Source organism: Catenuloplanes japonicus (assembly GCF_000717135.1).
Taxonomy (GTDB): Bacteria; Actinomycetota; Actinomycetes; order Mycobacteriales; family Micromonosporaceae; genus Catenuloplanes; species Catenuloplanes japonicus.
In genome coordinates this window covers 129,694-149,136 of record NZ_JNXY01000009.1, presented here as the reverse complement: position 1 = coordinate 149,136, position 19,443 = coordinate 129,694, and the positions used below count along the sequence as shown (strand labels likewise).

Below are 19,443 nucleotides of genomic sequence, written 5' to 3'. Positions count from 1 at the left end.
AGACTGTGCGGTTCGATGCGGTCCCACCTATTAGACCGCCTCGAACGATCATGCGCCAGATACCATTCGTTCGCCAACCGACACGCATGCCACTGTCTGGGAGCGATCGCGGCGGCCGAGTCGCTTCGTGGGCTGGCTCGTTTGCCGCCTATCGGCTTGTACCTGCACATTCTTGGTGTGGCCGGTCCGGTGCGGCATCGTCGGCCGTACATCGGGGGCACCACGGAGTGTGCCAAGATTTTCACACTCCCGTGTCGCCGCCGACACGGGAGGGCGTCAATACCTACCGTCACTGAAACTTTCGGCGCCAATTCCACGCGCGGGAACTGCAAAACGTGGGATTAGCTGCGGCTCAGGCGAGTTCCACAAGCTCCAGGAGGTCGTCGCTCCACGCGTCCTCGTCACCGTCCGGCAGAAGAATCGCGCGATCGGGCTTGAGAGCGAGCACGGCACCCGGATCGTGGGTCACGAGCACGATGGCACCCGGATAGTTCGCGATGGCGTCCAGCACCTGTTCGCGACTGGCCGGGTCGAGGTTGTTCGTGGGCTCGTCGAGCAGCAGCACGTTCGCCCCGGAGCAGACCAGCGTGGAGAGCGCGAGACGCGTCTTCTCACCGCCGGAGAGCACGCCGGCCGGCTTGTTCACGTCGTCGCCACTGAACAGGAACGCGCCCAGGATCTTCCGCAGCTCCGTGTCGCTCTGGTCGGGCGCGGCGCTGCGCATGTGCTCCAGGATCGTGCGGTCCACGTCCAGCGTCTCGTGCTCCTGCGCGTAGTAGCCGAGGCGCAGGCCGTGCCCGGGGTTCACCGAACCGGTGTCGGACGCCAGCAGGCCGCCGAGCATGCGCAGCAGCGTGGTCTTGCCCGCGCCGTTCAGGCCGAGGATCGCAACCTTGGAGCCGCGGTCCACCGCCACGCTGACGTCCGTGAAGATCTCCAGCGAGCCGTACGACTTCGACAGGTTCGACGCGGTGAGCGGCGTCTTGCCGCACGGCGCGGGCGCGGGGAAGCGCACCTTCGCCACCCGGTCCGCGGACCGGACCTCCTCCAGGCCGCCGAGCAGCCGCTCCGCGCGCTTCGCCATGTTCTGCGCGGCGACGGTCTTGGTGGCCTTGGCCCGCATCTTGTCGGCCTGCGCCATCAGCGCACCGGCCTTCTTCTCCGCGTTGGCCCGCTCGCGCTTACGACGGCGCTCGTCCGTCTCGCGCTGCTCCAGGTACGCCTTCCAGCCCAGGTTGTACTGGTCGACGACGGACCGGGTGGCGTCCAGGAACCACACCTTGTTGACCACGGCCTCCAGCAGCGCGCCGTCGTGGGAGATGACCACGAGGCCGCCCTTGTGCGCGGAGAGGAAGCTCTTCAGCCAGTTGATCGAGTCGGCGTCGAGGTGGTTGGTGGGCTCGTCGAGCAGCAGGATGCCGCTGTCGCCGGCGTCGCGGAACAGGATGCGGGCCAGCTCGATGCGGCGGCGCTGACCGCCGGAGAGCGTGCCGATGGTCTGCGCCAGGATGCGGTCCTCAAGCCCGAGGTTCGCACAGATGCGGGCCGCCTCGGCCTCGGCCGCGTAGCCGCCGAGCGCGGAGAACTGGTCCTCCAGCGCGCCGTACCGGCGGACCAGGCGGTCATCCGTGTCGTACGCCAGCTTCTCCTGAAGTTCGTTCATCTCGCGGAGGATCGCGTCCAGGCCGCGGGCGGAGAGCACGCGGTCACGGGCGGTGACGCCGAGGTCGCCGGTGCGCGGGTCCTGCGGCAGGTAGCCGGCCTCGCCCTTGCGCTCGACCTTCCCCGCGTACGGCTGGCCCTCGCCGGCCAGCACCTTGAGTGATGTGGTCTTGCCGGCCCCGTTGCGGCCGACCAGGCCGATCCGGTCGCCCGGCTGAATCCGCAGATTCGCCTCGGACAGCAGAATTCGAGCTCCGGCACGTAGCTCCAGGCCGGTGGCGGTGATCATGCGGTGACTCACTCTCGATGGAAAACCGGGCCGGACCGAGCCCGGCACAGAGAGAAGCTCCGCCGAGGCGGAGCACCAACCTTCAGTGTACCGACGACCCCACGCGCACTGCTCCGGATTGATTTCCAAGATCAACGGGTACGTCCAGGCCACCCCCTGATCGATGAGTGGAGCCGGCAGATGGAGCTCAACGAGAATGCGCAGGTCGACACGGACCAGGTCACCGATCGCCGAGGCAGCGGCGGCGGTGGCGGCGGCCTGTCCGGCATCCCGATCCCGATCGGCGGCGGCAAGGGCGCGTGGATCGGATTCGCGGTCTTCCTGGTGATCTCGCTCATCGGCGGCGGCGTCGGCCTCAACTCGATGGGCGACGGGTCGTCGGACAGCGGCGGCGGCTCCGGGGAGTCGCTGTCCCAGGAGTGCAGCGGGTCGGCCAAGCTGGAGCAGCTGGAGTGCCGCAACGTGCTGTACGTGAACTCGATCCAGGACTACTGGAAGGACGCGCTGCCGCAGCACTTCGGCGATCAGTACACCGAGTCCGACACCGTCTTCTTCGAGCAGGCCGTGAGCACCGGGTGCGGCAACGCGGACTCCGGCGTCGGCCCGTTCTACTGTCCGGCCGACGACCTGGTCTACATCGACCTGTCGTTCTACCGTCAGCTCGCGGACCAGCTCGGCGCGCCCGGCGAGTTCGCCCAGCCGTACGTGCTGGCCCACGAGTACGGCCACCACGTGCAGGATCTGCTCGGCACGGAGGCGGAGATGCGCCGTGGCCAGGAACGCGACCCGGGCGCGGCGAACGAGCTCTCCGTGAAGCTGGAGCTGCAGGCCGACTGCTACGCGGGCGCCTGGGCGAAGAACGCGACCGGCACGGACGACGCGAGCGGGCAGAAGATCTTCAAAAGCATCACGGAGAAGGACATCCAGGAGGGCCTGGACACCGCGGCCGCGATCGGCGACGACACGCTGCAGAAGAAGTCCGGCAACCCGGTCGACGAGGCCGCGTTCACGCACGGCTCGTCCGCGGACCGGCAGAAGTGGTTCCGCACCGGCTACGACAGCGGCGGCCCGAAGTCCTGCGACACGTTCGGCAGCGCGCTCTAGGGATCCTGCACCAGGATCGTCACGGCCCGAGCCTCGGGCAGCGCGGCCACCAGGACCGCGTGCCGGGGCTCGGGCACGTCCAGGAAACGCTCCGCGCGCAGCGCCAGCAGCGGCTCCAGACGACGGTCCGCCAGGATCGTCTCGACCGTCTTCCGGTCCCCGCCGGTCACCAGCGCCGTCAGTGAGGAGACCCGCGGCAGCAACAGCCGCACCACGATGTCGACCGCGTCCCCGGCCGCGGCCTTCGCCTGGTTGTCCCGCCGCCGGGCGAACCGCTGCTGCGACCAGCCGCCGGCCGCGGTCCGCGACTGCACGTAGCTGGTGTCGACCTTCGACTCGCGCAGCTCGTCGCCGACCGCGTAGCCGACCGCCACGGCGGACTTGCGCGCCAGCAGCAGGCCGAGCGGCCGGGGCGCGACGGCGGCGGCCAGGAAGTCCTCGACATCGCCCGACCGGGGTGCGCCCGGCGGGGCGTGCAGCTCCGCGGTCGCGCCGTCCGGGGCTTCGAGGCGCACGGCGTACCCCCGCATGCTTGTCAGGGGTTGACCGTGTCTGGCGGTGAAGTTGTCGAGCCATCGGGTCAGGCGGCCGGGGACCACCTCGACCTGACGGCCGCCGCCCGCGGCGGGTCGCGCACGCATGGTGACAGCCTAGCTAGTCGTTCTCCTCCAGCAGCAGCGCGCGGTGGTCGCCGAGCAGCCGGCGGAGCCGCTCCAGGCAGCGTTTGCTCTGCGATTTGACCACCGTGGTGGTGACGCCCATGACCTCGGCGACCGTCTCCACGCTGTGGTCCTCCCAGTAGCGCAGCACCACGATTGCGCGGTCCCGTTCCGGCAGCGTGCCGAGCGCCTCCAGCAGCGTCATGCGCAGCTCGGGGCCGGGCTCGGTGGCGGGGCCGTCCGCGACGGAGATGCCGACGAACTCGCGGTTGCCCTTGCGGCGGTGGTCGAAGAGCGCGTTCATCAGCACCTTGTGGCTGTACGCCTCCACGTTGACGGTGCCGTGCAGGCGTTTCCAGGACACGTACATCTTGGTGAGCGTGATCTGGGTGAGGTCCTGCGCCAGGTGCCAGTCCCGGCACATCAGGAACGCGGTGCGCCGCAGCCGTTCCGCCATGGCCTGGGCGAACTCGACGTACTCGTCCTCCTGCTCCTGGCGCGCGGTCCGCGCTCTGCCGGTGCGCAGGAGGCGGCGGACGCCGGACTCGGCCGGGGGCTGCGGTGGCGCGGAGGGAGCCACGACCGGCGCCGCCAGGACGTAGTTGCCGGAAACGCTGGTCACTCAGCCTCCAACAATCGGGTTCAGCTCGGGGTGGCTGAACTGGCCCGACTTGATCAGCGAGAGCGGCATGGTCGGCCCCCACGCCGGGTTCAGCACCACGGTCACGGCCTCCTGGAGGCTCAGCACGATGGTGCCGGCCGGGTTCCGCTCGCCGTCCCACATCAGGCAGTCCGCGATCTGCAGCGTGACCTCGACGCCGTCCGCACGCTGCAGCGTGACCGCCATGAACCGGGTGCAGTCCGTCGGGTTGTGCTCCACCAGCAGCAGGCCGATGCCGTCCAGCTCGGCGCAGGTCTGCTCCGGGTAACACGCCGCGGGCTCCGCCACGCTGCCGACATAGACGCGGATCATACCGGGACCGTCGCCGCGGTCGAGGTACGTCTGCACGGAGGCGTAGCCGTCCGGCAGGTAGCCGAAGCCGTCGGTCTTGCCCTTCGGCAGCAGCTCGGTGAGCAGCTCCAGCGCGGACGAGGGCGTGGTCGGGCCGACCTCGCCGTCCGCGGTCGGCCGCACGTAGGGGATGCTCAGGTCCAGCTTCACCAGCTCGTCCGGGCAGGACGCCGTGGCCTTCTCCCCGGTCTTCTCCTCGGTCTCCTTCCCGGTCTCGGCGACGGACCGGGACGGCTCCGGCATCACGCAGCGCGGGGTGGTCGCCGACGGCGACGGCAGCGGGCCGGTCACGGTCATCGACGTCGGTGACGGGGCCTCGGCGGCCTGCCCGGAGGGGGCGGACGGCGTGCCGAGCGCCAGCAGGCCGGCGACGGCGAGCACGGCGGCCGCGGTACCGCCGCCGGCCCCGGCGAACACCCGGCGCCGGCGGCGGACGCGTCGCCCCGAGTCGACGGACACCCGGACGACGTCACCGAGCGGTGGTGGTGTCTCGCCGGCGAGCTCCTCTTCGAGAAGCCTCCGAAGTTCATGTGTCACTGGCGTGTTTTCCTCTGCTGGCCGACGCTAGGGAGACTCCGCGCGGCGTGATTCGGTGACACGATTTCTCAGAATCTGTGACGCGCGCTCACGATCAGACGATCAGGGCGGATCACGAGGGTACGTCCCGGGGGCGCCCACCTCCGCAGCGTGCCGCTGTCGTCCTCGATCTCCGCGGGGTCCACGATCCGGGCGCCGAGTTCGTCGGCCCAGCGCCGGGCCCTCCCTTCCTGTGACGTGATCACGGCGAATCCGGTGCCGAGCACGTCGTCCAGCAGCATCTCCCGGCCGCGGTGACGGACGCGGGGCTGCGGCAGGCAGCGGCCGATCGGCGCGCGGCTGCCACGCGGGCGCAGCGCGCTCGGCCCGACCAGCGGCGCGATCCCGCGCAGGCCGGCCGCGGTGAAGCCGGGCACCCGGCAGGCCGCGGCCAGCACGCTCCGCCGGACGGCCGCGGCCCGGTCCTGCCCGCCGGTCATCGCGGCGCCGAGCAGGCGCGCGGCCTGGATCAGGCGCAGCGCGGGACGGCGGCGCTCCCGCTCGTACGTGTCGAGCAGCGCGTCGCCGGCCCGGCCGGTCAGCACCAGTTCGAGCTTCCAGGCCAGGTTCGCCGCGTCGCGCAGGCCGGCGCCGAGCCCCTGCCCGATGAACGGCGGCGTCTCGTGGGCCGCGTCGCCGAGCAGGAACACGCGTCCGTGCCGCCAGCGGTCCGCGATCCGGGCCCGGAACGTGTACGCGGCCCGCCGCCGGATCGTGAGCGCCGCGCCGCCGGTCCAGGGTGCCAGCAGCGTGCCGAGGTCGGGAGCGTCGGCGGTCTCGCCGGGCAGCAGCCGGAACTCCCAGCGGAACCGGTCGTCGCCGATCTGCATGAACGTGGCCGCGCGCCGGGGATCGCTGACCTGGTGGACGCCGGGCCAGTGGGCCGGGCCGCCGCAGCCGGACGCGTCGACGACCAGCCACTGCTCGGTGTATCCCAGGTCGGTGCTGGTCGCGCCGATCAGCCGCCGGACCGTGGAGTGCGCGCCGTCGCAGGCGAGGATCGCGCTGGCCGCCTGCTTATATCCGCCTTTTTCGTCTTTTAATAGGGCGTTCCGATGAGCCAGGTCGACCAGCTCGGTGCGGGTCCGCAGCTCCGCGTGCGGGAGCGCGGCCAGGCGGTCGCGCAGCAACGCGTCCAGCGCCGGCTGGTCGAACATGTTGGCCTGCGGCCAGCCGTGCACGCCGACCGGGCTGTCCCGGCGGAACTCGGCCAGCGTCCGCAGCCGCGCGTCCACAATCCGCAGGCCGAGCGCGGGCCGGCTGATCGCGCTGAACCCCTCGGCCACGCCGGCCCACTGCAGGATCCGGTGGCCCTCGTCGTCCAGGTGCACGGCGCGCGGCAGCGGGTAGGGCTCGGCGTGCCGCTCGACCACGACCACCGGGATGCCGCGCTGGGCCAGCAGGATCGCGACGGTCAGCCCCGTCGGCCCCGCCCCCACCACCAGCACCGGCTCCACCTCGCCATATAACCTCAGCCGGCCAGCGTGTGCACGGCCAGCGCGACGATCAGCGCGGCGGAGGCGAGCGCGGTCGTCAACCGTCCCCGGCGCCCGGTCAGCGCGCGCCCGACCAGCGAGCCACCGGCCGCGATCAGCAGCTGCCAGCTCGCCGAGGCGCCGAACGCGCCGAGCACGAACGCGACCGCCTCGCCGGGCGGCAGGTCCCCGGTGGCGCGCCGGGCCAGCACCAGCGCGCCGAAGTAGACGACCGTCATCGGGTTGAGCAGCGTCAGCGCGAGGATGCCGCCGTAGGCACGGACCGGTGTGGCCGGCGCGGTCCTTCCGCCGGGCCGCGCGGCGCGGACCGGGTCACGGTGGTGGCGGATCGCGGTGACCGCGGTCCACGCCGCGAGTCCGATAAGGACAAAAGACGCAAACCACCTCAGGGGTACGGTCACCGGCGCGATCAGCCCGGCCAGCGCGGCGCCGCCGGTGACCGCGACCGCAGCGTAGAGCCCGTCCGCGGTCGCCACGCCGAGCGCGGCGGCCGCGCCCACGCGCAGCGACGTGCGGGCCGCGAGCCCGGCGATCAGGACCGCGATCGCCCCGACCGGCACCGCGACGCCGTATCCGGCGATCAGGCCGGCCACCAGCGCCGCGCTCATCGCCGGAGATGGTGGGCCGAGGCCGGCGCCGGGCAGCGCTGCTGTCGCGCGGGCCGGGTGGCCGTCGCGACAGGGAGCTGCGGGCGCTTCGTCTCGGTCATACGCCTGATGCTGCCCTCCGCCGGGCACACCGGGCTACCGCTTTTCCCCGGGGCCAGTCAGCGCCCACCGGCCAGGACCAGCTACCGCCCACCGCCAGGACCAGCCGACGCCCACCGCCAGGGCCAGCTACCGCCTACCACCAGGACCGGGCAACGCCCACCGCCAGGACCGGGCAACGCTTGCCGTCGGTGCCGGCTACCGCTCCCCCGCCGGGGCGTGGGGGCCGCCTGGTTCTGGCTCTGATCCGGTGCCGCGCGGGACCGGCAGGGAGGAGCGCCAGCGACGACCGGTGCCCGCGGGAGCATGCGGACCGCAACCACCGCGAAGTGGGAAAATCTGGCTTTGATGCTCTTGGCCGCAGGCCGGTTCTCGCTGGTGATTGGGCTGCGGCCCGGCGGAGGAACGCTAGGTCAGGTAGGCCTGGACGAGTTTCTGCAGGCCGTCGGCGTCGGCGACGTTGGTGTGGGGCTGGATCCAGGGGTGCGGGATCGGCTCGGCGGACATCAGGATGGTGGCGCCGACGCCGGCGCGACGGCCGCACAGGATGTCCCGGTCGAGCTTGTCGCCGGCGAACCAGGCGTGGGCCAGGTCCGCGCCGAGGCGGTCGGCCGCGTGCTTGAGGATGGCCGGGTTGGGCTTGCGGACGCCGACCTCGTCGCTGTAGATCTCCGCGCCGAACGCGCCGTCGAGCGGCGAGCGGGCGATGATCTCGCGGAACGCGGCGCCGCAGAGCGTGTTGCTGACCACCGCGACCGGCAGTCCGGCGTCGACCACGGACTGGACCAGCTCGACGATGCCGGGCAGCAGCGTCCACTCGTTGTTGTCGATCAGCCAGAGGCGGCTGAGCACCTCGGCGCTGGCGCGGACCGCGTCGCGCGCCTTCTCCGGCCAGTCGGCGGCCACGTACTCCGTCCAGAACTCCTGCTGGGAGAGCTCCACCGGGGCGGACGGCCGGGACATGGCGTCCCGCCACTCACGGTAGGCCACCCGGCCGGCGGCGTGGTCCGCGCGGATGCGGTCGGCGGGCACGGACGGCCCGGCGATCCGGGCGAGGACCTCGATGAACGCGTCCTCGCGGTCGGGGTGGGCCTCCGCGCGGCCGATCACCCCGTGAAAGTCGAGCAGCAGTGCCCGTGGCCTGATCAACACGGCCTTGATCCTGACATGTGAGCGCCAGTAGGTCCAAAGCGGCCGGTGCCCGGACGTGCCGGGCACCGGAGGAGATCAGACGTTGAAGCCGAGCGAGCGCAGCTGGTCACGACCCTCATCAGTGATCTTGTCGGGGCCCCACGGCGGCAGCCACACCCAGTTGATCCGGACATCGCTCACCAGACCGCCGTCCGGGCCGCTCATCAGCGCGCTCCGGGTCTGGTCCTCGATCACGTCGGTCAGCGGGCAGGCCGCGGACGTCAGCGTCATGTCCAGCGTGGCGACCTTCTCCGCGTCGACGTAGACGCCGTAGATCAGGCCGAGGTCGACGACGTTGATGCCGAGCTCGGGGTCGACGACGTCCTTCATCGCCTCCTCGATGTCCGCGACCAGCTTCGGGTCCACGGTGCCGGGGGCGACGGCGGCGGCCGTGGCCTCCGCGGTGGTGGTCTTCGACGGCGAGACGGTGGCGTCGTCGTCGTACAGCGAGGCGGGGGCAGGGGTATCGGTCATCAGGGCACCTCGTGTCAGGAAGGCAAGCGGTTCAGGCGGCGGGCGAGGTCACGGCGACGCCGGCACGGGCCGCCGCGTCCTTGAACGCCATCCAGGGCAGCAGCGCGCACTTCACGCGTGCCGGGTACTTGGCGACGCCGGCGAACGCGACGCCGTCACCGAGCAGATCCTCGTCGGGCTCGACTGCGCCGCGGCCGCCCATGAGCTCCGCGAACGCCTCGTGCACGCGCGCGGCCTCGTCGGCCCGGCGGCCGCGCAGCAGCTCGTGCAGCACGCTGGCGGACGCCTGGCTGATCGAGCAGCCCTGCCCGTCGTACGAGATGTCGGAGAGCACGCCGGCGGAATCCACGGCGACACGCATGGTGACCTCGTCGCCACACGTCGGGTTCACGTGGTGCGCTTCCCCGCCGAACGGGTCGCGCAGCCCGCGTCCGTGCGGGTGCTTGTAGTGGTCCAGGATGATCTCCTGGTACAGCTGGTCAAGCCGCATCGCTTACGCCCCTCAGCCGAATATCTTCCGCACCTGGTCGAGGCCGCGCACGAGGGCATCGACCTCCTCGGTGGTCGTGTATAGATAGAACGACGCACGCGTCATGGCCGGAACGCCGAACCGGGCGCAGACCGGGCGGGCGCAGTGGTGGCCGACGCGCACCTCGACACCGACCGAGTCCAGCACCTGGCCGACGTCGTGCGGGTGCACGCCGTCGAGCGCGAAGGAGAGCGTGCCGCCGCGGCCGACCGGCGTCTCCGGGCCGAAGATCCGCAGGCCGGGCACGGCCAGGAGCGCGTCCAGCGCGTAGGTGGTGAGCTCCTTCTCGTGCCAGGCGATGGCCTCCATGCCGATGCCGGAGAGGTAGTCCACGGCCGCACCGAGTCCCACCACCTCCACGATCGGGGGCGTGCCGGCCTCGAACCGGGCCGGCGGCGCCGCGAACGTGGAGCCGCTCATCGACACGGTCTCGATCATCGACCCGCCGCCGAGGAACGGTGGCATGGCGTTGAGCAGCTCGTACCTGCCCCAGAGCACGCCGACGCCGGTCGGGCCGCACATCTTGTGGCCGGTGAACGCGATGAAGTCCACGTTCAGATCCTGGACGTCGACCGGGATGTGCGGCACGGCCTGGGACGCGTCCAGCATGACCAGCGCGCCGACCTGCTTGGCCCGGGTGGTGATCGCGGACGTCGGGTTGATCGTGCCGAGCGTGTTGGAGACCAGCGCGTACGACACGATCTTGGTGCGTTCGTTGATCAGGTCTTCGAGCTTGTCCAGCCCGAGCCGGCCCTGGTCGGTGATGGAGAACCAGCGCAGCTTCGCGCCGGTGCGCTCGCAGAGCAGCTGCCACGGCACGATGTTGGAGTGATGCTCCATCTCCGAGATGACGATCTCGTCGCCCGGACCGATCCGGAAGCGCGGGTCGTCGGCGCGGTCGGAGAACGAGTAGGCCACCAGGTTGATCGACTCGGTGGCGTTCTTGCTGAACACCACCTCGTCGACGCTGGGCGCGTTGATGAAGCGCGCGACCTTCGCACGCGCTCCCTCGTACGCCTCGGTCGCCTCGGTGCCGACCGTGTGGACGGACCGGGACACGTTCCCGTTGTGCCGTTCCAGGTGCGCCTGCATGACCTCGAGTACCTGGCGGGGTTTCTGCGACGTGTTGCCGCTGTCCAGGTACACCATGCGGTGCCCGTTGACCTCACGGTCGAGCATCGGGAAATCGGCGCGGACCTTCTCCACGTCGAACCGGGGCTTGTCCTCGTACTGAGGCATGCCCTGCGGAATCGCGGCGGTCGACATCAGGCTCCTTCGGAAATCTAGATCGCGGCCGCGGCCTCGGTGTACTGCTTGTAACCGCCGTCTTCGAGCTTGTCCGCCAGCTCGGGACCGCCCTCTTCGGCGATCTTGCCGTTGACGAAGACGTGCACGAAGTCCGGCTTGATGTAGCGCAGGATGCGGGTGTAGTGCGTGATCAGCAGCAGGCCGGTGTCGCCGGTCTCGCGGACGCGGTTGACGCCCTCGGAGACCACGCGCAGCGCGTCCACGTCGAGGCCGGAGTCGGTCTCGTCCAGGATGGCGATCTTCGGCTTGAGCAGCTCCAGCTGGACGATCTCGTGGCGCTTCTTCTCACCGCCGGAGAAGCCCTCGTTCACGTTGCGCTGGGCGAACGCGGGGTCCATCTGCAGCTTCTCCATGGCGCCGCGCAGCTCGCCGGCCCAGGTGCGCAGCTTCGGCGCCTCGCCGTCGATCGCGGTCTTCGCGGTGCGCAGGAAGTTCGCCACGGACACGCCGGGGACCTCGACCGGGTACTGCATGGCGAGGAACAGGCCGGCGCGGGCCCGCTCGTCCACGGTCATCTCCAGCACGTCGACGCCGTCGAGCGTGACCGTGCCGCCGGTGACCTGGTACCGCGGGTGGCCGGCCAGCGAGTAGGCCAGCGTGGACTTGCCCGAGCCGTTGGGGCCCATGATGGCGTGCGTCTCGCCCGACCGCACGGTCAGGTCGACGCCGCGCAGGATCGGCTTGAGCTCGCCCTCGGGCAGCTTGACCGACACCTGCAGGTCGCGGATCTCCAGGGTGCTCAAAGCGTTACTCCATTACTCGGATTCAGATCGACGTAGATGTCCCCGTCGCGGATCTCGACGGGGAAGACGGCCACCGGTTCGGTGGCGGGCAGGCCGCTGGGCTCGCCGGTGCGCAGGTCGAAGCGGGAGCCGTGCAGCCAGCACTCGAGCGTGCAGCCGTCGACCTCGCCCTCGGAGAGCGGGATGGTGGCGTGCGTGCACTCGTCGTGGACGGCGTGGAACTCGTCGTCGTCCGTGTGCACGACCGCGAGCGGGACGCCCTCGACCTCCACCGCCATCGCCGTTCCCTTGGCGAGGTCGGCGGCGGCTGCCACCCGTACCATCGCCGGCATTTATGCTCCTGACCTGGCGAGCCGGGCCTCGATGGCGTCGCCGAGACGCTCCCGCAGATCCTCCACCGGGATCTTGTGCAGGATCTCGGCGAAGAATCCGCGGACCACCAGGCGGCGGGCCTCGTCCTCCGGGATGCCCCGGGCCATCAGGTAGAACAGCTGCTCGTCGTCGAACCGGCCGGTGGTGCTGGCGTGGCCCGCGCCGGCGATCTCGCCGGTCTCGATCTCCAGGTTCGGTACCGAGTCGGCGCGGGCGCCGTCCGTGAGCACCAGGTTCCGGTTGATCTCGTACGTGTCCGTGCCGGTCGCCTCGGCCTGGATCAGCACGTCGCCGACCCAGACCGTGTGCGAGTCCGCACCCTGCAGCGCGCCGCGGTAGCCGACGTAGCTGCGGCAGTCCGGCACGCTGTGGTCGATGAGCTGGCGGTGCTCCTGGTGCTGCCCGGCGTCCGCGAAGTAGAGGCCGTAGAGCTCGGCGTCGCCGCCACGCTCCGTGTACTCCACGCTGGTGAACTGCCGGACCAGGTCACCGCCGAGCGTCACCTGGGTGTGCACGACGCGCGCGTCCCGCCCGAGACGGATCTTGATGTGCTGGGCCTGGACCGCGTCGGCCGCCCAGTCCGCCACCGTGACCAGGTTGAGCCTGGCGCCGTCCGCGATCACGACCTCGACGTTGTCGGCCAGCGTGATCGAGCCCTGCTGCCAGAGCACCAGCGAGGCCTCGGCGAACCGGCCCACGGTGATCTGGGTACGCGTGGCGTGCAGGCCCTCGACGCCGGTGCCGGTCACCGTGACGACGGCCGGCTCCTTGATCACCGCGTCCTTGGCGATCTCGATCAGCGTGACCTCGGTGGCGGCGCCGTAGCCGAGCGCGCTGATCCGGTCGAACGGGGTCAGCACCTTCTCGGCGCTCTCCACCGTCGTCACGGTCAGGCCCTCGGTCTGCGTGCTCAGCTCAACGTTGACCCCGCCGCCGATCGCCTCCGTGGCACCGGCCAGCCCGCGGAGGCGCTTGAGCGGCGTGAACCGCCAGTCCTCCTCCAGGCCGGTCAGCGCCGGGAAGTCCGCGACATCGTAGGAGCGCAACGCCTGCGACTTGGTCTTCGGCGGCGCTATGGCTTCAGCAGTCATCTCGTCCTAGCTCTTGATCCGTAATGCGCCGGAATTAACCGACGGCGCCTTCCATCTGCAGCTCGATCAGGCGGTTGAGCTCCAGCGCGTACTCCATCGGGAGTTCCTTGGCGATCGGCTCGATGAAGCCGCGCACGATCATCGCCATGGCCTCGTCCTCGGTCAGGCCGCGGCTCATCAGGTAGAAGAGCTGGTCGTCGCTGATCTTCGAGACCGTCGCCTCGTGCCCCATGGACACGTCGTCCTCGCGGATGTCGACGTACGGGTACGTGTCCGACCGGGAGATCGTGTCGACCAGCAGCGCGTCGCACTTCACGGTCGACTTCGACTGGTTCGCGCCCTCCAGGACCTGGACCAGGCCGCGGTACGACGTGCGGCCGCCACCCCGGGCGATCGACTTCGAGATGATGCTGGACGACGTGTTCGGCGCCGCGTGCACCATCTTCGCGCCGGCGTCCTGGTGCTGGCCCTCGCCGGCCATGGCCACGGAGAGCACCTCGCCCTTGGCGTGCGGGCCGGTCATGTAGACCGCCGGGTACTTCATGGTGACCTTGGAGCCCAGGTTGCCGTCGATCCACTCCATGGTCGCGCCCTCGTGACAGACGGCGCGCTTGGTGACCAGGTTGTAGACGTTGTTCGACCAGTTCTGGATGGTCGTGTAGCGGACCCGCGCGTTCTTCTTCACGATGATCTCGACGACGGCGCTGTGCAGCGAGTCGGACGAGTAGATCGGCGCGGTACAGCCCTCGACGTAGTGCACGTACGAGCCCTCGTCGGCGATGATCAGCGTCCGCTCGAACTGGCCCATGTTCTCCGTGTTGATCCGGAAGTAGGCCTGCAGCGGGATCTCGACCTGCACGCCCTTCGGCACGTAGATGAACGAGCCGCCGGACCAGGTCGCCGTGTTCAGCGCCGCGAACTTGTTGTCGCCGACCGGGATGACCGTCCCGAAGTACTCCCGGAACAGTTCCTCGTGCTCCTTGAGCGCGGAGTCGGTGTCGACGAAGATGACGCCCTGCTCCTCGAGATCCTCACGGATCGCGTGGTAGACGACCTCGGACTCGTACTGCGCGGCGACGCCGGCGACGAGGCGCTGCTTCTCCGCCTCCGGGATGCCGAGCTTGTCGTACGTGTTCTTGATGTCCTCGGGCAGATCCTCCCAGCTGGAGGCCTGTTTCTCGGTCGACCGCACGAAGTATTTGATGTTGTCGAAGTCGATGCCGGTCAGGTCGGCGCCCCAGTTCGGCATCGGCTTGCGGCCGAAGAGCCGGTGGCCCTTCAGGCGCAGGTCGAGCATCCACTCGGGCTCGCTCTTCTTCGCGGAGATGTCCCGCACCACCGCCTCGGACAAGCCACGCTGCGCCGCCGCACCGGCGGCGTCCGAGTCAGCCCATCCGTACTCGTACTTTCCGAGTGCGGCGAGGTGCTCCTCCTGGCTGATCGGCTGCACGATCTGGTCCGTCATCGATCTGTCCTCACAGTGGAGTTCTTCTTCGAGATGTTCTTACCTGCGTGCCCTGCTGACGACGGGATATGCGTGGTGCACACCCCGTCGCCGTGGGCGATGGTGGCGAGACGCTGCACATGGGTGCCGATCAGGCGGGAGATGACCGCCGTCTCCGCCTCGCAGAGCTGGGGGAACTCGGCGGCCACGTGCGCCACCGGGCAGTGGTGCTGACACAGCTGCCCACCCGTCGCGATCGTCGTCGCGTTGGCAGCGTAGCCCTCGTCCGTCAGCACGGCGGCCAGCGCCTCCGCCCTGGCCATCGGGTCGTCGCCGGCGCCCTCCATGGCCGCGCGGCAGCGCTGCTCCAGCGCGGAGACCTGCGCCTCGGCGAACTCGGTGACCGCCTGGTCGCCACTGCGCGCCGCGATGAACCGCAGCGCGGCGGACGCGATGTTGTCGTAGGCGTGCGTGCCGCAGCGCAGCCGGGCCGCGTCCGTGAGCAGGAAGACCTTGGCGGGACGGCCACGGCCGCGCGGGGCGCCGCCGGACGAGCGGGTGGTCACGTCACCGTCCGCGAGCAGCGCGTCCAGGTGGCGGCGGATGCCGGCGGCGCTCAGCCCGAGCGCGCGGCCGACCTCGGCGGCGGTGGCGCCACCGCGCTCCAGCAGCAGCTGTGTGATCTTGTCCCGGGTGCGCCCGTCCGGCGTACCGGCGGCCGGGTCGGCCTCCGTCACGCTCTCGGGCAGCAGCTCCAGGTTTTTCACTACGCCAGTGTTACGTATTTCGTGGCGCACCCGCAAACCGCCCCACCCGTGAGCCCTGCCACCGGGGTGAACATGCGTCTACGACGCTGCGTAGGATTCCACGTCGTGAGTCGTATCGACGAAATCGCGCCCGCCACTTTACCCGGAAATATCCGGAATATGGATAGATGGTTGCGAGGGCTCGGCCTGGCCTCGCTCATCGCGAACGTCGGGATCGTCGGCACCGGCGGCGCGGTGCGGCTCACCAAATCCGGCCTGGGCTGCCCCACCTGGCCGCAGTGCACGGACGACTCGTACACCACCACGCCCGAGATGGGCGTGCACGGCGTCATCGAGTTCGGCAACCGGCTGCTCACGTTCGTGGTCATCGCGATCGCGATCGCCGCGCTGGCCGCCGCCGTGCTCGAGCGCCCGCGCCGCCGCCCGCTGGTCGTGCTCGGCCTGGTCACGCTGATCGGCCTGCCGATGCAGGGCGTGATCGGCGGCATCACGGTGCTGACCAACCTCAACCCGTGGGTGGTCGGCCTGCACTTCCTCGGCTCGATCTTCGTCATCACCACGGCGTACCTGTTCTACCGCCGCGTGGTCGACGACCCGATCATCACCCCGCCGCCCGCGCTGCTGCGCCGCCTCGCCTGGGTGATCACCGGCGTCAGCCTCGCGGTCGTGGTCGTCGGCGTCATCGTCACCAACTCCGGCCCGCACTCCGGCGACGGCGGCGTCAAGCGCAACCACCTCGACCCCGAGATGATCTCGCAGCTCCACGTGGACCTGGTCATGCTGCTCATCGGCCTGTCCATCGCGTTCTGGTTCGCCGCCCGCCTCTCCGGCGCCCCGGCCCGCCCCGCACTCATCCTGATCGCCGTCGAGCTGTCCCAGAGCCTGATCGGCTTCGTGCAGTACTTCACGCACCTCCCGATCATCCTGGTCGGCCTCCACATGATCGGCGCCTGCCTGGTCTGGATCGCCACGCTCCACGCCCTCCACGCGACACGGTCACCGGAACAGATGAAGATCTAATTCATTTTCCCGCTTCCGGCGTGGCCCGGCAGCGTTGCTCCCGCGGGCCGGCGGTTCCGCCGTGGTCCGGAAAGACCCGATCGGGTCTTTTCCCGCTCGCATATCACCCCTGTCGCGCTCGCGACCGGAATGGCACCGTCCGCGTCCCGCCTACACTCGGGCCGGGTCGGTTGCTCATTGCTCATCAGGGGTTGCGCGTGCGAGTCGTGTCGGTCATGAATTACAAAGGCGGCGTCGGGAAGACGACCCTCACCGCCAATCTCGCGGCCGAGACGGCACGGCTCGGATATCGCGTTCTCACCGTCGATCTGGATCCCCAGTCGAACCTGACGTTCTCGTTCTACTCGGCCGCGGACTGGCACGAGGATCTGCGCGAGGCGCGCACGATCAAGCGCTGGTTCGACAGCCGGCCGCCGGGCCGGGACGTGCCGCTGCGCGACCTCGTGCTCACGCCGCCGCGCGTCAACGACGTGCTGAAGAAGCACCTCGGCCAGCTCGACATGATCGCCTCCCACCTGGGGCTGATCGACATCGACCTGCAGCTCGCGATGGCACTGCACGACGGGCGCGACCCCGCGCTCGGCTACCTCGCGGTGCACGGCGCGCTCGGCGAGGCGCTGCGCGATCCGTTCTTCCAGACCTACGATCTGGTGCTGATCGACTGCGCGCCGAATTTCGGACTGGTCACCAAGGCGGCCATCGCGGCGAGCGACTACATCATCGTGCCGGCGAAGCCGGACTATCTGTCCACGCTCGGCATCGGCTACATGGTCGGCAGCCTTCACCACCTGGTCGAGGAATTCAATACGATGGCCGACCGGGCGACCGCGCTCGGATATCCGACCCGGCACGTCGCCCCGGAGATCGCCGGCGCCGTATTCACGATGACCCACATTCACGACGGCCGCCCGATCAACGCACAGCGGAATCAGATCGCCCAGGTCTACGCGGAAGGCATCACCCGCGTATTCCGGGCCACCGTCCGCAACAGCGCGCGCTACTTCGCCGAGGCCGGCGAGAGCGGCGTCCCCGCGGTCCTCCGCGGCGCCCAGTCCGACCTGCTGACCGTCGAACTCCGCGCGCTGACCGACGAGATCCTGTCCGCGCTCCACGAGAAGGGACTCCCCCGATGACCGCGTCCTCCCTGATGGGCCTGCTGCGCCTGGCCCACGGCGTGCTCGACTTCCTGGTCAGGCAGCCGGAGGAGCGGGTGGTCGCCTTCACCGAGGGCCGCGCCCACCTCGCCTTCGTCTCCCCGATCCCCCACCAGCACGGGGCCGATCCGGCTCCGGTGCAGACGCCCACGGCGGCTCCCGCACCCGCTCCCGGATCCGCGACTGAGCCCGAGCTAGATCCCCAGCCTGCGTCCCGGCCGGTCCCGAAGCCGGTCCCGCCGCGGCCGAAGCCCGGCCCGCCGCCCGCGAAGGCCGCATCCGCCGTCAAGACCGTGATGAGCGACGAGGAGGCAGCCTCGATCGCGGCGACCTTGCGGACCTTCGAGACCGAAGTCGAAGGTCTGGCCTACCTCGACAGGGTGGCCCGGAAGGTCGACGCTCGAAAGGCGGTCGCGGCCGCGCTGGGCATCGAGGGCACGCGCAGCATGACCAAGGACCCGCTCACAACGGTCATCCTGCGACATGCGATCGGGGCGCGGCGCACGTTCGCCGGGCTGTCCTCCTGGTAGCACTGCGCATCAGGTCGGTTGAGCGACGAATGCCCCGTTGATCAAGGTGTGGTAGTTCGATCGAGACTCTCCCGGCCCGCACCCTTGAAGAAGATCTTTTCCAGCAGCGGGTGTGGCGACGGCGATCACGGTCCGCTGGAACAGCCGGAACGACTGCGCCGAACAGATGATTTGGATGAATGAAAAGCCGACTCATTCCCTAAATACCACCCGCGCCGGACAGGATTTTCGCGTCATCTGCGAAGGCTGCCACTTGACCGTTCACCTCACCATCCACATGCCGCCTATAGTGCCCCGGGGCCAGTAGCTTCAGCACCTATCCGGGGGTGTCCTGTGCATGTCGTGTCCGTGATGAACTACAAAGGCGGCGTCGGAAAAACAACTCTGACCGCAAACATCGCGGCAGAGACAGCAAGCCATGGTCATCGCGTTCTCATGATCGATCTGGATCCACAGGCGAACTTGACATTATCCTTCTACACCGGCGCCGAGTGGCAGGATGACCTTCGCGAGAACCTGACCATAAAGAGCTGGTTCGACGCCGACCTTCCGGGTCAGAAGATTTCGCTTCCGGAACTCGTGCTGACTCCACCACGCGTGAACGAGCACCTGGCGGACAGCGGCGGAAGGCTGGATCTCATCGCCTCCCACCTGGGCCTCATCGACATCGACCTGCAGCTCGGCGCCATTCTCAACAGCCATCACGACTTCGACTCGTCTACCCGCAGATACCTGCAGGTGCACGATTGCCTTGCCGAGGCGCTGCGGGCGCCCGCGTTCCGCGAATACGACCTCATAATGATCGACTGTCCGCCGAACTTCGGGCTTGTGACCAAGACCGCGATCGTCGCCAGTGACCACGTACTGGTACCGGCCAAGCCGGATTACCTGTCCACACTCGGGATCGCCTACATGGTGTCCAGCCTTCAAAAGCTGGTCAACAATTTCAACAAGCATGCGACACATCAGTCAGACGCAGGAAATCATAGACGTTCCATTTCTCCACAGATCGCCGGCGTCGTCTTCACAATGACACAGCATCAGATCGGGCAGCCCGTAACCGCGCAACGCAATCAAATGGAACAGGTGCGCGCACAAAATCTCGCCCGCGTTCTCGACACGTCCGTCCGGAATGGTCCGACGTTCTTCGCCGATGCCGGCGAGAGTGGCGTTCCTGCGGTTCTCCGCGGCTCGCCGAGTAATCCATCCACCGTCGAATTGAAGGCGCTGACCGAGGAGTTCATCGCTTCGCTCGCCGAGAAGGGACAAAGCCGATGAGCCCGTCGCCCCTGATGAGCAGTCTCCGCCTGCTGCA

At 69.5% G+C, this 19,443-nt stretch carries 20 protein-coding genes; 5 read left to right on the top strand and 15 right to left on the bottom strand.

Features of this window, described 5'->3' with window-relative positions; all coding sequences use genetic code 11:
- Nucleotides 1–352: 352 nt before the first annotated feature.
- Nucleotides 353–1,951 (bottom strand): ABC-F family ATP-binding cassette domain-containing protein, encoded by a 1,599-nt coding sequence (locus OP04_RS15600; protein ID WP_033340390.1) that lies wholly within the window; start codon nt 1,949–1,951, stop codon nt 353–355.
- A gap of 180 nt (nt 1,952–2,131) precedes the next feature.
- Here OP04_RS15600 and ypfJ point away from each other — a divergent pair, with 180 nt between their 5' ends.
- On the top strand, nt 2,132–3,055 hold the full coding sequence (ypfJ, locus tag OP04_RS15595; RefSeq protein WP_033340389.1) for a KPN_02809 family neutral zinc metallopeptidase: 924 nt from the start codon (nt 2,132–2,134) through the stop codon (nt 3,053–3,055).
- Here the strand turns inward: ypfJ and OP04_RS15590 are convergent.
- The 14 genes from OP04_RS15590 to OP04_RS15525 form a co-directional block, all read right to left on the bottom strand.
- Nucleotides 3,052–3,696 carry an acVLRF1 family peptidyl-tRNA hydrolase gene (locus tag OP04_RS15590; protein WP_033340388.1) on the bottom strand — a complete coding sequence of 215 codons (645 nt, stop codon included), beginning with the start codon at nt 3,694–3,696 and terminating at the stop codon, nt 3,052–3,054. The two genes, ypfJ and OP04_RS15590, sit on opposite strands and share 4 nt — an antisense overlap.
- Nucleotides 3,697–3,709: 13 nt before the next feature.
- Nucleotides 3,710–4,336 carry a sigma-70 family RNA polymerase sigma factor gene (locus tag OP04_RS15585; protein ID WP_232323603.1) on the bottom strand — a complete coding sequence of 209 codons (627 nt, stop codon included), beginning with the start codon at nt 4,334–4,336 and terminating at the stop codon, nt 3,710–3,712.
- Complete coding sequence (locus OP04_RS15580) at nt 4,337–5,263, bottom strand: hypothetical protein (RefSeq protein ID WP_157239865.1); 927 nt, start codon at nt 5,261–5,263, stop codon at nt 4,337–4,339.
- A gap of 68 nt (nt 5,264–5,331) precedes the next feature.
- On the bottom strand, nt 5,332–6,750 hold the full coding sequence (locus OP04_RS15575) for a bifunctional 3-(3-hydroxy-phenyl)propionate/3-hydroxycinnamic acid hydroxylase (RefSeq protein ID WP_198153840.1): 1,419 nt from the start codon (nt 6,748–6,750) through the stop codon (nt 5,332–5,334).
- Between the two features lie 23 nt (nt 6,751–6,773).
- Entirely contained in the window at nt 6,774–7,406 is a 633-nt protein-coding gene (locus OP04_RS15570; protein ID WP_033340385.1) for a LysE family transporter, read from the bottom strand.
- 507 nt (nt 7,407–7,913) lie between these two features.
- Nucleotides 7,914–8,657 (bottom strand): HAD family hydrolase, encoded by a 744-nt coding sequence (locus OP04_RS15565; RefSeq protein WP_033340384.1) that lies wholly within the window; start codon nt 8,655–8,657, stop codon nt 7,914–7,916.
- Between the two features lie 75 nt (nt 8,658–8,732).
- Complete coding sequence (locus OP04_RS15560) at nt 8,733–9,170, bottom strand: metal-sulfur cluster assembly factor (protein WP_033340383.1); 438 nt, start codon at nt 9,168–9,170, stop codon at nt 8,733–8,735.
- Between the two features lie 31 nt (nt 9,171–9,201).
- Complete coding sequence (gene sufU / locus OP04_RS15555) at nt 9,202–9,660, bottom strand: Fe-S cluster assembly sulfur transfer protein SufU (RefSeq protein ID WP_033340382.1); 459 nt, start codon at nt 9,658–9,660, stop codon at nt 9,202–9,204.
- 12 nt (nt 9,661–9,672) lie between these two features.
- Nucleotides 9,673–10,965 carry a cysteine desulfurase gene (locus OP04_RS15550; protein ID WP_033340381.1) on the bottom strand — a complete coding sequence of 431 codons (1,293 nt, stop codon included), beginning with the start codon at nt 10,963–10,965 and terminating at the stop codon, nt 9,673–9,675.
- Nucleotides 10,966–10,982: 17 nt separating this feature from the next.
- On the bottom strand, nt 10,983–11,750 hold the full coding sequence (sufC, locus tag OP04_RS15545) for a Fe-S cluster assembly ATPase SufC (protein ID WP_033340380.1): 768 nt from the start codon (nt 11,748–11,750) through the stop codon (nt 10,983–10,985).
- Complete coding sequence (locus OP04_RS15540; protein ID WP_033340643.1) at nt 11,747–12,073, bottom strand: non-heme iron oxygenase ferredoxin subunit; 327 nt, start codon at nt 12,071–12,073, stop codon at nt 11,747–11,749. Before OP04_RS15540 ends, sufC begins: the two co-directional genes overlap by 4 nt.
- A gap of 9 nt (nt 12,074–12,082) precedes the next feature.
- Nucleotides 12,083–13,213, bottom strand: coding sequence for a Fe-S cluster assembly protein SufD (gene sufD / locus OP04_RS15535; RefSeq protein WP_033340379.1), 1,131 nt, complete (start codon nt 13,211–13,213; stop codon nt 12,083–12,085).
- Between the two features lie 34 nt (nt 13,214–13,247).
- Entirely contained in the window at nt 13,248–14,678 is a 1,431-nt protein-coding gene (gene sufB, locus OP04_RS15530; RefSeq protein WP_033340378.1) for a Fe-S cluster assembly protein SufB, read from the bottom strand.
- Nucleotides 14,675–15,415 carry a helix-turn-helix transcriptional regulator gene (locus tag OP04_RS15525; RefSeq protein ID WP_408606760.1) on the bottom strand — a complete coding sequence of 247 codons (741 nt, stop codon included), beginning with the start codon at nt 15,413–15,415 and terminating at the stop codon, nt 14,675–14,677. The genes sufB and OP04_RS15525 overlap by 4 nt, the downstream gene beginning before the upstream one ends.
- Before the next feature lie 168 nt (nt 15,416–15,583).
- Here OP04_RS15525 and OP04_RS15520 point away from each other — a divergent pair, with 168 nt between their 5' ends.
- The 4 genes from OP04_RS15520 (at nt 15,584) to OP04_RS15505 (ending at nt 19,406) form a co-directional block, all read left to right on the top strand.
- Entirely contained in the window at nt 15,584–16,444 is an 861-nt protein-coding gene (locus OP04_RS15520) for a COX15/CtaA family protein (RefSeq protein WP_085066490.1), read from the top strand.
- 20 nt (nt 16,445–16,464) lie between these two features.
- Nucleotides 16,465–17,577, top strand: a complete 1,113-nt coding sequence (locus tag OP04_RS15515; protein WP_269746680.1) for a ParA family protein — start codon at nt 16,465–16,467, stop codon at nt 17,575–17,577.
- Entirely contained in the window at nt 17,574–18,128 is a 555-nt protein-coding gene (locus OP04_RS15510) for a hypothetical protein (protein WP_033340376.1), read from the top strand. Before OP04_RS15515 ends, OP04_RS15510 begins: the two co-directional genes overlap by 4 nt.
- Before the next feature lie 342 nt (nt 18,129–18,470).
- On the top strand, nt 18,471–19,406 hold the full coding sequence (locus OP04_RS15505) for a ParA family protein (RefSeq protein ID WP_198153838.1): 936 nt from the start codon (nt 18,471–18,473) through the stop codon (nt 19,404–19,406).
- Nucleotides 19,407–19,443 lie beyond the last annotated feature (37 nt).